This is a genomic window from Jeotgalibacillus proteolyticus (genome assembly GCF_050107735.1).
Classification (GTDB): domain Bacteria; phylum Bacillota; class Bacilli; order Bacillales; family Jeotgalibacillaceae; genus Jeotgalibacillus; species Jeotgalibacillus proteolyticus_A.
Window position 1 is genome coordinate 62,511 of sequence record NZ_JBNILO010000014.1, and the last position, 12,760, is coordinate 75,270.

Here is a 12,760-nt window from a genome sequence, read left to right on the forward strand (position 1 = left end):
GCTACCTTCCGCTCCGCTCACCTAATGCTGGTCATACATATATCCTCAATTTTTACTTTCATAGGTTTTGCCCCAGCCTCTTTGTTATGCTGGATATTTTTTTCTTCAATTTTAGATAAAGACAATAGAACAAACACCTCCGCATCGTCTACTTATTTTTACTGCATGATCTCCCGCCAAATAGCATGTGCCGGTCTGTCATATTCGATCATCTCCATACTTTGCGGCAGATCATGACCTACCCATACACCGGTTGTGAATTCATCTGTTAAACCTACTGTCCAATAATCAAAGTACTGATTGGTTGTTCCTGTTTTGATTCCTACGTAAGGTTTATTGACGTAAGCAGGCTTTCCTGTACCTGTCAGCGCTGCTTGTGAGAGCAAGTCTCTTAATTTAGATGTTGTTTGAGGAGACCAGACGGTTACAGATTCTTTTGGCCATTCATATAGGATATTTCCCTGAGCATCTGTTACGTTTACAATTGCGCGGGAACTTGTATACGTTCCATCAATAAAACTGGTGTAGGCATCTGTCATTTCAAGAGGCGTCATGCCATAGGTGAATCCGCCAACAGCAGAAGCAAGTGTTTCGTCCTGTTTCTCCACATGCTTAAAAGAGAAAGGTGTTAGATATTGATGTGCTTCTTCTACACCTGTCCTTTCAAGTAAACGGATTGCAGGAGTATTAAGTGAGAGAAGAAAAGCTTTCGATAGCGTAACATCATTATAGTTTGCACCCCCGTAGTTTTCCGGGCAGTACGTCTCCTTGCAATAGCTGCTTGCATCAATGATCTGTGACAGGGCGGGCTGGGTATGCTCAATGTAAGGGCCATAGACAAGCAGCGGTTTAATCGAGGATCCTGGCTGTCTGACCGCCTGAAACGACCGGTTGAAATTATATTTTTGGTAGTCTTTGCCTCCAACTACCGAGACGATTTCTCTAGTAGCATTTCGGATCATGACGCTTGCACCTTCGACTCCCTCATAAGGCAGGTTGTTCTGAACGGCCTGGATATTCTTACGCTGAAGTACAGGGTCTAGGGCAGTATGAATGGTGACGCCTGACTGCAGGACTTGGTCAGTGCGCTCATTCAAAGCTTTTTGAACCCGATCTGCCTGATCGTCTGAATCTGCCTGCTGGATTTTTTTAGCATAGCCTTCAGTAAGCGCAATTAATTCCATTAATTCATGCTCCACATAGACCGCATAATCAGGGTATAGGTCGATGGATTGATAGAGATCGAGACTAATTTTTTCAGTCTTCATTTGTTCTCCTTCATCCCGCTGAATCTTATTTTCGGCCACCATTAAATCAATAAGCCGTTCCTGGCGTTCTTTTGCGGCATCAAAGTGATCAATCGGGTCATATTTACCCGGGTTATTGGGTATCGCAGCAAGAAACGCGAGCTGTGCGGAAGACAATTCCTCTAAATCCTGCTGAAAATAATACAGAGAAGCAGCGCGGATGCCGTACACCCCGTTGCTGAAGTAAATAATATTGAAATATCCTTCCAAGATTTCATCTTTTGTCAGTGATTGTTCCAGCTCATATGCATAAACAAGCTCGGTTAATTTACGGTTATACGTTTTTTCCTGTGTCAGATACAAATTTCGTGCAAGCTGCTGAGTTATCGTGCTGCCTCCCTGCTGAATATGAGTAAACACCAGGTTTTTAACGACAGCCCGTATAATGGCGCCTGCGTCGAATCCGATATGGTCATAAAAATTCCGATCTTCAGAATAGATGATGAGGTCCTTTAAAAAATCAGGAAGCTGGTCTTCTTCTGCATAGTAGCGCAGTTCAGACGATCCTTGGGAGAACCGGTCACCGTTTTTATCAACCAAAAAACTCGTCTGGCTAGGGAAAGACTGCTCCACGTCAATGGTTGCAGAAAGAGCCTCATTAAATGTTAAAACACTTCGATATTCCTTATTCGTTCCAATCCAGAAAAACAGACATAGTGGAAGTAAAAGCCCAATTGCGATATAGCCTATGGTCATGCGCATAATCATTCACTCGTTTCTAAATTTAAACTTACACTTGTTTGACAGCAGCCGTCTGCTTTCGACTCCACCATAACAGACCGAATGCACAAAGAAATAATCCGCCTGTTACGTAAAAAACAGCCGAAATGCCAATAAACCCAGATACAATCCCGCCAAATGTCGGACCAATGACATTTCCTAAAAATCGAAAGCTTTGATTGTATCCAAGCACTTCCCCCTGCATGGAAACAGGAGCAGCGTGACGGATAAAAGCCGTAACACTTGGAATAATTCCCCCTATTGCCATCCCGAACAAAAATCGTAAAATGACAAGCTGCCAAAGCTCCGTTACCAGTGCCTGCGGAATAATGAATAAAGTGGACAAAATCAGCAGTAGAGTAAGCACCTTCTCGTAGCCGATTTTATCACCCATCCTTCCCCACGAGCGTGTGGCGATCAGGTTTCCAAAGCCGGTTGCGGAAAACGCCAGACCAGATAAAAATGCGATATTAGACGCCGAGGTCAAACCCCCTACATATAAGGCGAGCAGCGGCTGAATGCTGAAGTTGGCCATTTGAACTAAAAATGAAAGTGCCATCACGGTTAGTAAAAGGCGATGGCTTGTAATATGGTTAAAAACTTCTTTCCGTGTATAAATGGTTCCCTCTTTAGTATCGGCTGATTTTTTCTTTTCTGAAATACCTATTAAAACAACTGTGGCAGCAAGAGTGATAGAAACAGCTGTTATGAGGAATGTATAGCTGAAGCCAAATGCATCTGCAAGAAGGCCTCCCATAAGCGGACCTAGCAAACTGCCGGATACCGTACCCATTTGAAGAGTTCCGAGCGTGCGTCCTGCAATATGGCGGGGGGTCTGAGAAGAAATAAACGCAAGTGATGTAGGAATAAAGCCTGTGACTAATCCCATGCACAGCCGGAGTATAAATAATCCTTCAACAGTTTGAATAAAGCCCATTAAAAAAATACAAAGTGCGATGCCGTATCCTGTTATTAACAAAATCGGCTTATAGCCAAACCGGTCTCCAAACCTTCCCCAAATAGGAGAGACGATAAAAGCGCTTAGAAATGTGATGCCAAAAACCATGCCCGACCATTTTTGTACATATTCGGACGAAAAATTTCCCATTGTATCGATATAAAGTGATAAAAACGGCAAAACCATGGTAGCACTTGCGGCGACTAAAAAATTTGCCACCCACATGATTACCAGGTTCTTTTTTTCCTGCGTCAATACTTACACCTTCTTTTTTTAGTACATGCTTTGAAAAAAGCAGATAATATTTCGTCTTTCTAAATAAGTATACAGGATCGCACAATGTGTGCAACTGCAGAAAGAAAGCGTTAATTGTCGTAAGAAAATTCAGACTTCTGTTCCTTCTGCCCCTATGAACATGATATAATCAAACATAATAATTTTATAAACAGCTGTTCAGAACAGCTGGAAAAAGATTGTATATAAGCTGTTTTCTATAGAATGAAAAAGGACAAGCACTGTTTTTAAGAGAGGCGCTGCAGGGAAGGATCGCTAAGCTATTCAACAGCAGCTAAAGATTAAAGGCTGGCTTAAACAGCCTTGAAGAAAGGAGAAAAACAAATGAAGGGAAATGAACCAGCTTTAATCTTTATTGATTTTGAATTTTCCATGCCTGAAGGCCGGGGACCTAAAGGATTTTTTCCGGAGATTATAGAAGTGGGTCTGATCAGTGTACTGGACCGGACTGAAACCAATCGATTTTCAAGTTATGTAAAGCCGAGGGTATTTAAAAGACTGACAAGACGCTGCAGATCCTTTCTATCTATCACGCAGGAGGATGTTGACCAGGGGATGACGCTTGCGGCTCTTGTGAAAAAGCTGGCGGCGCTGAATAACGGGGGACATAATAAAGTGGTTACATGGGGAAATATGGACATGAAAGTGCTTCGGCAAAACTGTGAACGTGCGCGTCTTCCTTTTCCATTAAGCGGCGAATTCATTGATCTGTCCATGGAATACAAACGGTTTTTTGGAGACCGTAATCAGACAGGCTTATGGAAGGCAGTGCAGGAATATGGAAGAGATGGCGTAGGAAATCACCATAAAGCGCTTGATGACGCGATGACCACGTACCATATTTACCAGCTGGTAGAGAAGGACAAGCGCTACTTGAATAAAGTGGAGCCGACGACATTGGGAGAAAGAGTGGATTTCACAAAGCTTCAGCAGCTGCTTGTTCAATAAAAAAAGAGCCTCGGACAAAAGTGTCTCAAGCTCTACGATCGGTTCACTTCGCTTCAGGCGGATGCTTTCCGCAGGGACGGCGCTGAGCCCTCCTCAGGCTTTGCCTTGCGGAGTCTCAGCTTGCCGTCATGTCCTGCAGGGAGCCGCAACCTTCCGCTCCGCTTACCTACTACTAATCATAAATATATCCTCTTTTTAAACCTTTCTTGAGTTTTGTCCCTGCCTCTTTTTAAACGCTTAAACTCAGAGATCAAAGATGAATAAATGACCCTTTCAATTAAAATCGATGGAATACATAAGCACATATTCTTTCTTTACTTCCTGAAGCGCTTTATAACTTTTTTCTTCATAGGCCCCCGATTTGCTTTCCAATTCCTGTTCAAGGGCTGAAACAGATTTCTTTAAGCTGGCAAAATAATCTCCTGGTTCTTCATCAAAAGGCTTTATCATGGTGAGGGGAATATTCGCTCGTTCATTGAATGCAAGAGCTTTGCGTTCGTGAAAAAGCGGTACCTCAGTTTCGTTTGGATGGTGAAGATCGCCTTGTTTTGGATGCTTCATCACTTCTTTTATTTGAACTACTGCATGGCTGCCCTTGTGTTCTGTAATTTGTCCGATATAAGCACCGGTTTTGTAAAAGGCTCTTACTATCTGCCCGACTTCAATCTGTGACATCTTACCACTCCCTTCATTCCTTCCTTCTATTGTAAAACAAACGGATGATTTTTTGTTCTTTTTAAGGTAAAGTATTGGTGGAGGCGAATAATATGAAAATTAAATTACTTGGAATTTTTTTGATTTTTATCTTGATGCTTGCAGCTTGCGGGTCAAATGAAGAAGATGCATCGAGTGGCGGTGCAGAAGAAGAACAAACGGAGGAAACCTCTGAATCAGAAGAAGCAGATGAGTCTGCAGGAGAAGCTGATTCAGGTGAACCGGTTGAATATCCTCAGCTGGATGCAGAGGCTTCGGGAGACGAGCCTGTTGCTGAAATGGTGACCAATAAAGGGGAAATAACAATTAAATTTTTCCCTGAATATGCTCCTAAAACGGTAGAGAATTTTTTGACTCACAGTAAGGACGGATACTACGATGGTGTTACGTTCCACCGTGTGATCGAAGAATTTATGATCCAGGGTGGAGATCCTGAAGGGACAGGCAGAGGCGGAGAAAGTATTTATGGAGAAGCGTTTGAAGATGAATTTACCCCATCTTTACTCCATATTCGCGGTGCCCTATCCATGGCCAATTCAGGACCTAATACAAACGGAAGCCAGTTCTTTATCGTACAAAATACAGAATTGCCAGAAGGATTTACCGGTCAAATGGAAGAAGCAGGATTTCCTGAAGAAGTAATATCAGCATATGATGAGAATGGCGGCACACCACAGCTGGATGGAAAACACACGGTTTTTGGACAAGTCATTGAAGGCATGGATGTCGTGGATGAAATCGCTGCAGTGGATAAAGACGAAAGCGATAAACCCGATGAAGATGTCATTATCGAATCAATTGAGATTATACAGGAATAAAGAGTAACGTGAGCTGGATTTAAGAATACGGTGGAACTTCCGTCTTTGCGGAAGCGCCACCGTTTTTGTGTCTCCATCAGAAGAAAATTCAATTAAAAAACTTATATTAAGGGGGGAAAAGAAATGAACAAAGAGCAGTATGACAGCGCTTTGGAAGAATATGCAGAGCTTGCCGTGAAAGTCGGCGTTACTATACAGCCTGGTCAGTATTTGTGGATAGCCGCTTCAATCGGAACAGAAAATTTTGTTCGAAAAGTTGTGAAAAAAGCCTATAAGGCTGGAGCAGCAAATGTACATGTTCAATGGAATGATGAAGAAGTCACGCGGACCCATTATGAACAAGCCCCTGAGGAGGCCTTTCATTTTTATCCTCCGTGGCTTGTCGCCGCCCACAGAGAATTGATCGACAAGAAAGGAGCCATTCTCAGTATAGAATCGGAGGATCCTGATTTACTTAAGGGGATTGCAGCAGACCGCATCACGTCATACGCCAAAGTAAAAGCACAATCACTGGACTATTTTTACGAAGTACTGGAAAAAGACGGAATCAGCTGGTCCATTCTTGCACTGCCCTCTCAAAAATGGGCAGATAAGGTGTTCCCGGATGTGCCTGATCATGAACGGGTTGAAAAATTATGGGACGCCATTTTTAAAATTGTCCGTCTTGATCACGATGATCCAGTGGAAGCATGGAGACATCATATAGAGCTCCTGCAGAAAAGAGCGGATCAACTGACTGAGAAAAATTTCGCCAAGCTCCATTACAAAGGGGAAGGAACCGATATTACTGTCGAGCTGCCAGAAGATCATATCTGGCTGACAGGAGCGAGTAAAAACGAACAGGGTCACCCGTTTATCGCGAATCTGCCAACCGAAGAGGTCTATACAGTTCCTCACCGTCTTGGAGTAAATGGAGTGGTCTCTAATACCAAACCGTTAGTTTATCAGGGGAATATCATAGACGGCTTTTCATTAACGTTTAAAGAAGGAAAAGTGGTGAGTATCAAAACAGATCAGGGTCTGGAACTTCTTGAAAAAATCGTCGGCATGGATGATGGATCTGATTATCTGGGAGAAATTGCCCTCGTTCCTCACCGTTCACCCATATCAAATTCAGGAATTCTTTTTTTCAACACTTTGTTTGATGAAAATGCCTCCAATCATTTTGCTCTTGGATCCTGCTACCCGGTTTGTGTAAAAGGTGGAGCTCACATGAATGATCTGGAAAGGGAAGTGCATGGGTTAAATGACAGTGTAGTCCATGAGGATTTCATGATCGGGTCAGCTGACATGGAGATTGATGGCATTCATTTTGATGGCAGGGTCGAGCCGGTATTCAGAAAAGGAAACTGGGCTTTCTAACATAGAGGAAGGGAGCGGGACGTTTCCGTAGGTTTCAGAAGCGTTTTTGCTAAAAGCAGTGTACCGGACCCTTTTGCACGTCAGGGTCAGGTAAAACGAAGGAAAGAATGCAGGGAAACGAAGCAGTGTGTCACTAAACGTTCATTGTCCCCAGGTGGCAGGTCGGGTGATGAGTTGGTATAATGAAGCCAAACATGCGTTGAGAGGATGAAGAAGCATGGCTGGCTGGTTTATGCTGCAACTGTTTTTATATTTCCCAGAAGATAAAAGTGAATATATTCCTGCGGCGTTTTGGATGCTGCTGTTTCTTGTACTGACTATTCTTACCTTCAGATGGATTGTGCGTATCTCCAAAAGGCAGGAAGAAAAAACACGAGAATTTGAAGAAGAAATTAACCGAGAAAGACAGCAGCAAAAGCTGTGATCTTAAAAACCCGAATTACAAAGCTCGAGCCGAGTCTGTAATTCGGGTTTTTTATATTCTTTTTGACGATATTGCGTTTCGCATTTTTTCCAATGCTTCCTGACCATCCTCCTGCAGCGAACGCATGACACTCACATATAGCGCATCTACATAGCTGAGCTGAGCGATGCGGGAAGACAATGCTTCTGATCGGTGGTCTGTTTCATCTGACAGAGTATAAAGGGACAGGTCTGCCTGTTTGCTGAGTGGTGACTTTGCAAGATTCGTAATGGCAATTGTTTTTGCCCCGGCTTTTTTAGCAATCTGGCAGGTTTTCAAAATATCCTTGGTGGAGCCTGAGTGAGACAGGAAAACTGCACAATCACCTTCCTGCAGCTGAGAGGCGCTCATCAGCTGAATATGGGAATCAGGAGGAGCCGAAACAAATAAGCCGGTCCGGATAAACTTATGATAGGCATCCATGGCAAGCACATAGGAACCCCCGCTGCCGTAAAATTCGATTTTATTGGCAGTTAAAATAAATTGAGCTGCTTTCTCCAGCTGGTCAGCATCAATAATCGCCATTGTATCTTCGAGAGTTTTCATATTTGAACGAAAAACTTTTTCAGCGAGCGTTTTTATGTCATCCGCTTCTGTTATTTCATCATGTATGTTTTTAATCGGTGTAACAACTTCTGAAGCCAATGCAATTTTCATGGACTGATAGCCGGTAAAGCCGATTCTCTTGCAAAAACGGAACACAGTGGAATCAGCAACGTTAAGTTCTTCAGCAAATTGGGTAATCGTTAAATGAATGATGTTTTGCGGGTCGCGTAAAATAAAATCAGCAATCTTTAATTCTTTTGTACTGAAACCCGGATATAAGGAACGAATCTTAGCCAGGCACAGCCTGTTGTCAGTTATCATGCAATAAGTACCTCAGTTCTTTAGAATTTTAAAGTTCCTAACGCTTCTTTTCATATTTTTATTATAAAATAAAAATTTTTTCATTGAAAGCGATTGCAATAAGAAATTTTTTCTTTATAATGACTTATATGAGAAAAATATTTCGAAACAGGCAGGTGTTTTTTATGAAAGTTGGCATGATTGGTTTAGGAAAGATGGGATTTAATTTAGCCTTGCAATTGCAGGAGCGAAAATTCGAGGTAGAAGCGTTTGATTTAAATGAAAACGCTATCGAAAAAATTTCTTCAAATGGAATTTCAGCACATCGGTCAATTGCTTCTTTAGCTCAGTCATTTGAAGGTAGAAAAATCCTGTGGATGATGGTGCCGGCAGGAGATGCTACAGAATCCGTTTTTCATCAGCTTTTGGAGGAATGCGGAGAAGGGGACATCATCATTGATGGAGGAAATGCTCACTATAAAGATTCAATTAGGAGAGATGAACTGGCTTCTCAAAAAGGTATTTCTTTTTTTGACTGCGGAACAAGCGGGGGAACGGAGGGCGCACGAAATGGTGCGTGCCTGATGGTCGGAGGAGATAAAGAAAAATTTAAAGAAATAGAAAGCATTTTTAAAGAGATTTCTGTTGATAACGGCTACTTACATACGGGTCCGGCTGGCAGCGGCCACTATTTAAAAATGGTACATAACGGCATTGAATATGGCATGATGCAGGCAATTGCAGAAGGATTTGAAGTTCTGGATAAAAGTCCGTTTCCGTATCAGTTTGAAGAAGTAGCGGGTGTATTTAATCATGGGTCTGTTATTCGCTCGTGGCTGATGGAGCTTACACAGTCTGCTTTTTCAAAGGACGAAGATCTATCCTCAATTAAAGGGGTCATGCATTCGTCCGGAGAAGGAAAGTGGACGATAGAAGAAGCACTGAATCTGCAGACAGCTACGCCGATTATTGCTCTTTCATTAATGATGCGCTATCGGTCTCTTGAAACAGACACATTTTCAGGAAAAGTAGTGGCAGCACTTCGAAATGAATTTGGCGGGCATGCCGTAGAAAAAAGCGAATAGGAGGAACGATAAATGGATGGTTCAATGTTAATTTTAATTGCAGTTGCAGGAATTTTCTTATTGCTATATTTAGTAATGGGTGTAAAACTTCACGCATTTGTAGCGCTGCTCCTGGTCAGTTTACTGGTCGGTGTCGCAGCGGGAATGCCGCTTGGCGATGTATTAACCTCAGTCGAAACAGGTATGGGCGGCACTTTAGGCTTTGTGGCAGTTGTCGTTGGTTTAGGTGCAATGTTCGGTAGAATGCTTGAAGTATCAGGCGGAGCAGAGCGGCTGGCGCAAACGCTGATTGGGAAATTTGGTGAAAAAAATTCTCAGTGGGCGCTTGGAATTACAGGGTTCGTTGTAGCGATTCCCGTATTCTTTGATGTTGGTTTTATCATTTTAGTTCCGATTATTTATGGACTTGCAAGAAAAACAGGAAAGTCTCTATTATTCTACGGAATTCCGTTATTAGCTGGATTGGCCGTAACGCACTCTTACATTCCGCCAACACCGGGGCCGATCGCTGTGGCTTCTATTATTCAGGCAGATCTCGGATGGGTTATTTTATTTGGTGCATTGGCTGGTATTCCTTCCATGATCATTGCAGGACCCATCTTCGGTAAATATATTGCGAAAAAAATTCATGTGGCCGTACCGGATTATATGGAAGTGGAGGAAACAGATCCGGACCGTGACTTACCTAGCTTTGGATTAATTGCATTTCTAGTTTTCATCCCGTTAATTTTAATTCTGGCAAATACTTTGTCAGGCGTTATGCTTGATGAAGGAAATGCTGTTCGTTCTTTCTTAACGTTTCTTGGTCATCCTTTTGTGGCTTTAACCATTGCAACTCTATTAACGTTTATCCTGCTTGGTACACGGCGCGGCTATACACGTGATGAGGTTCAAAGCATTGCCACAAAAGCTCTTGAGCCGGCTGGTATCATTATACTTGTAACGGGTGCCGGTGGTGTGTTCAAACAAGTCCTGATTGATTCAGGGGTAGGGGAAGTACTTGGTGAAATGATGGCGAATTCTTCACTTCCTCCGATTTTAATGGCGTTTGCGATCGCGCTGCTGGTCCGAGTTGCACAAGGATCGGCAACTGTAGCAATGGTAACAGCTGCTGGACTGATTTCACCGGTAATTGAAACAGTCGGGTACTCAGGTCCGATTCTGGGGCTTATCGTTATCGCGATTGCTGCAGGTGCAACGGCAGTTTCCCATGTGAATGACTCAGGCTTCTGGCTTGTAAACCGCTATTTTGGTTTGGACGTAAAGGATACGCTTAAAACCTGGACGGTAATGGAAACCATTATCGGGGTAGTAGGCTTCACAGTTGTATTCATTATCAGTCTGTTTATATAATAAAGGAAGAAGAAAAGCAGATTCATAGTTTTAGAACTTAAGAGAGCTGACAGATTCTATTTGTCAGCTCTTCCTTATTGACTCAATCAGCTGAAAAGGGTCAGCACTTTTCGATTTTTAGAATTAATTTTTTATGGTTTTTGAAGCTATTGAACAGACAGGAGGACAAGCAAGATGCAGCAAACGCATATGATCGGTGTAGATATCGGCACCACAAGCACAAAAGCGGTGGTATTCACAAAAAAAGGGGAATTTGTCGCAAAAGAAAATATTGAGTATCCTCTCTACACACCTCAGCCGGGAATTGCTGAACAGGATCCGGAGGAAATCTTCTCAGCTGTGCAGCAAGCAATCGGCTTAAGTATTAATAAAAGCGGATTAACACCTGATGACATCGCCTTTGTTTCTTTCAGCTCTGCCATGCACAGTGTGATTGCAGTAGATGCATTTGGCATTCCGCTGACTAAATCTATTACGTGGGCAGATAACAGGAGTAATGAGTATACAAAAAAAATTAAAGAAAATAATGGGCATGCCATCTATCTTCGCACGGGAACACCCATTCATCCAATGTCCCCTCTGTCAAAGCTTGCGTGGCTAAATGGAGAGCATCCTGAGCTATGCGCAAAGACAGCAAAATTTATATCCATTAAGGAATACGTGTTTTATAAATTATTTGGCCGTTATGAAATCGATTATTCCATCGCATCTGCTACCGGATTATTCAACCTTGCATCACTTGATTGGGACAAAGAAGCATTAGAAGCAGCAGGTGTGACAGCGGATCAATTATCCAAGCCCGTATCAACTACTCATTCCATGTCGGGATTAGCTTCCGAGCATGCTTTGAAAATGGGAGTGAATCCTGATACCCCATTTTATTTAGGAGCAAGTGACGGAGTGCTGTCAAATTTAGGAGTAAATGCGATGGATAAAGGTTCAGTTGCCATCACAATCGGGACGAGCGGGGCGATCCGCACGGTAACCGACCGTCCGGTGACTGATCCAAAAGGGCGAATTTTCTGCTATGCTTTAACAGAAGATCACTGGGTCATTGGAGGTCCTGTAAATAACGGCGGGATGATTTTCAGATGGCTGCGTGACGAACTCTGCCAAGACATCGTACAGGAATCAGCTGCAAATGGCTCAAATCCATATGATACGCTGACAAAAATTGCAGACAGCGTTCCGCCTGGTTCCCACGGCTTGTTTTTTCATCCTTATATGGCGGGAGAGCGTGCTCCGATTTGGGATGCGAACGCAAGAGGGTCTTTCTTTGGATTGGGTTTAAATCATAAAAAAGAAGACATGGTCCGTTCAGTACTCGAAGGAATTTTATTTAATCTATACAGTGTGCTGCTGGCACTCGAAGAATTAATAGGAGAACCGAATCGCATTCAGGCGACGGGTGGATTTGCACAGTCGGCTATTTTAAGACAAATGATTGCAGATATCTTTGACCAGGAGGTGGTAGTGCCGGAAAGCTTTGAGAGCTCCTGCTTTGGCGCATGCATCCTCGGTTTATACGCAACAGGTGAGATGAAGAGCCTTGAAGAAGTGAGCAGTCTTGTCGGTTCCGTTCACACCCACAAGCCAAATCAGGAGGCAGCAGCTACCTACCAACGAGTGCTTCCAATGTTTATCCGTTTGTCCAGAATGTTTTCGGAAGAATACGAAGAAATTGCACGTTTACAAAAAGAATTGGAATAAGAAAAAGAGCTTGGGACAAAAGTGTCTCAAGCTCTTTGACCGGTTCGCTGCGCTTCAGGCGGACGCAGAGACGGCGCTGAGCCTTTCCAGCGCCTTGCCCTGGAAAGGCTCAGCTTGCTGTCATATTCTGCAGGAGTCGCCACCTTCCGCTCCGCTCACCTCATACTTCAAGCTAGATACTG

Annotated in this window: 11 protein-coding genes; 7 read left to right on the forward strand and 4 right to left on the reverse strand. The window is 43.1% G+C overall.

From position 1 onward, the window contains the following. Nucleotides 1-158: 158 nt before the first annotated feature. Both ACQCT8_RS17335 and ACQCT8_RS17340 read right to left on the reverse strand, forming a co-directional pair. A complete protein-coding gene (locus ACQCT8_RS17335; protein ID WP_426873218.1) occupies nucleotides 159-2,009 on the reverse strand; it encodes a transglycosylase domain-containing protein in 1,851 nt (616 codons plus the stop codon). 28 nt (nucleotides 2,010-2,037) lie between these two features. After that, nucleotides 2,038-3,240 (reverse strand): MFS transporter, encoded by a 1,203-nt coding sequence (locus ACQCT8_RS17340; RefSeq protein ID WP_426873220.1) that lies wholly within the window; start codon nucleotides 3,238-3,240, stop codon nucleotides 2,038-2,040. A 363-nt stretch (nucleotides 3,241-3,603) separates the two neighbouring features. On the opposite strand from ACQCT8_RS17340, the gene kapD reads away from it, so the two are divergent. Beyond that, entirely contained in the window at nucleotides 3,604-4,227 is a 624-nt protein-coding gene (kapD, locus tag ACQCT8_RS17345) for a 3'-5' exonuclease KapD (protein WP_426873222.1), read from the forward strand. A gap of 273 nt (nucleotides 4,228-4,500) precedes the next feature. Here the strand turns inward: kapD and kapB are convergent, their stop codons facing one another. Next, nucleotides 4,501-4,902 (reverse strand): sporulation phosphorelay system protein KapB, encoded by a 402-nt coding sequence (gene kapB, locus ACQCT8_RS17350; protein ID WP_426873224.1) that lies wholly within the window; start codon nucleotides 4,900-4,902, stop codon nucleotides 4,501-4,503. A 317-nt stretch (nucleotides 4,903-5,219) separates the two neighbouring features. Between kapB and ACQCT8_RS17355 the strand changes: the two genes are divergently transcribed. The 3 genes from ACQCT8_RS17355 to ACQCT8_RS17365 all read left to right on the forward strand — a co-directional run bounded on the left by ACQCT8_RS17355 (nucleotide 5,220) and on the right by ACQCT8_RS17365 (nucleotide 7,545). Continuing rightward, on the forward strand, nucleotides 5,220-5,759 hold the full coding sequence (locus tag ACQCT8_RS17355; protein WP_426873255.1) for a peptidylprolyl isomerase: 540 nt from the start codon (nucleotides 5,220-5,222) through the stop codon (nucleotides 5,757-5,759). Nucleotides 5,760-5,882: 123 nt separating this feature from the next. After that, entirely contained in the window at nucleotides 5,883-7,121 is a 1,239-nt protein-coding gene (locus ACQCT8_RS17360) for an aminopeptidase (protein WP_426873226.1), read from the forward strand. Between the two features lie 217 nt (nucleotides 7,122-7,338). Beyond that, on the forward strand, nucleotides 7,339-7,545 hold the full coding sequence (locus tag ACQCT8_RS17365; RefSeq protein WP_426873228.1) for a hypothetical protein: 207 nt from the start codon (nucleotides 7,339-7,341) through the stop codon (nucleotides 7,543-7,545). Nucleotides 7,546-7,596: 51 nt separating this feature from the next. On the opposite strand, the gene ACQCT8_RS17370 is transcribed toward ACQCT8_RS17365, so the two are convergent. Then, a complete protein-coding gene (locus ACQCT8_RS17370) occupies nucleotides 7,597-8,451 on the reverse strand; it encodes a MurR/RpiR family transcriptional regulator (RefSeq protein ID WP_426873229.1) in 855 nt (284 codons plus the stop codon). Between the two features lie 164 nt (nucleotides 8,452-8,615). Between ACQCT8_RS17370 and gnd the strand changes: the two genes are divergently transcribed. From gnd to gntK, 3 genes are all read left to right on the forward strand, one after another. Continuing rightward, complete coding sequence (gene gnd / locus ACQCT8_RS17375; RefSeq protein ID WP_426873231.1) at nucleotides 8,616-9,515, forward strand: phosphogluconate dehydrogenase (NAD(+)-dependent, decarboxylating); 900 nt, start codon at nucleotides 8,616-8,618, stop codon at nucleotides 9,513-9,515. A 12-nt stretch (nucleotides 9,516-9,527) separates the two neighbouring features. Next, nucleotides 9,528-10,868 (forward strand): GntP family permease, encoded by a 1,341-nt coding sequence (locus ACQCT8_RS17380; RefSeq protein WP_426873232.1) that lies wholly within the window; start codon nucleotides 9,528-9,530, stop codon nucleotides 10,866-10,868. Nucleotides 10,869-11,042: 174 nt separating this feature from the next. Beyond that, complete coding sequence (gene gntK / locus ACQCT8_RS17385; RefSeq protein ID WP_426873233.1) at nucleotides 11,043-12,578, forward strand: gluconokinase; 1,536 nt, start codon at nucleotides 11,043-11,045, stop codon at nucleotides 12,576-12,578. The last annotated feature ends 182 nt before the right edge of the window (nucleotides 12,579-12,760 follow it).

What these genes read in the sequence shown, in the direction of transcription:
- ACQCT8_RS17335 (WP_426873218.1), bottom strand. Translation starts at nt 2,009, where the DNA reads ATGCGCATGACCATAGGCTATATCGCAATTGGGCTTTTACTTCCACTA.
- kapD (WP_426873222.1), top strand. Translation starts at nt 3,604, where the DNA reads ATGAAGGGAAATGAACCAGCTTTAATCTTTATTGATTTTGAATTTTCC.
- kapB (WP_426873224.1), bottom strand. Translation starts at nt 4,902, where the DNA reads ATGTCACAGATTGAAGTCGGGCAGATAGTAAGAGCCTTTTACAAAACC.
- ACQCT8_RS17355 (WP_426873255.1), top strand. Translation starts at nt 5,220, where the DNA reads ATGGTGACCAATAAAGGGGAAATAACAATTAAATTTTTCCCTGAATAT.
- ACQCT8_RS17360 (WP_426873226.1), top strand. Translation starts at nt 5,883, where the DNA reads ATGAACAAAGAGCAGTATGACAGCGCTTTGGAAGAATATGCAGAGCTT.
- ACQCT8_RS17365 (WP_426873228.1), top strand. Translation starts at nt 7,339, where the DNA reads ATGGCTGGCTGGTTTATGCTGCAACTGTTTTTATATTTCCCAGAAGAT.
- ACQCT8_RS17370 (WP_426873229.1), bottom strand. Translation starts at nt 8,451, where the DNA reads ATGATAACTGACAACAGGCTGTGCCTGGCTAAGATTCGTTCCTTATAT.
- gnd (WP_426873231.1), top strand. Translation starts at nt 8,616, where the DNA reads ATGAAAGTTGGCATGATTGGTTTAGGAAAGATGGGATTTAATTTAGCC.
- ACQCT8_RS17380 (WP_426873232.1), top strand. Translation starts at nt 9,528, where the DNA reads ATGGATGGTTCAATGTTAATTTTAATTGCAGTTGCAGGAATTTTCTTA.
- gntK (WP_426873233.1), top strand. Translation starts at nt 11,043, where the DNA reads ATGCAGCAAACGCATATGATCGGTGTAGATATCGGCACCACAAGCACA.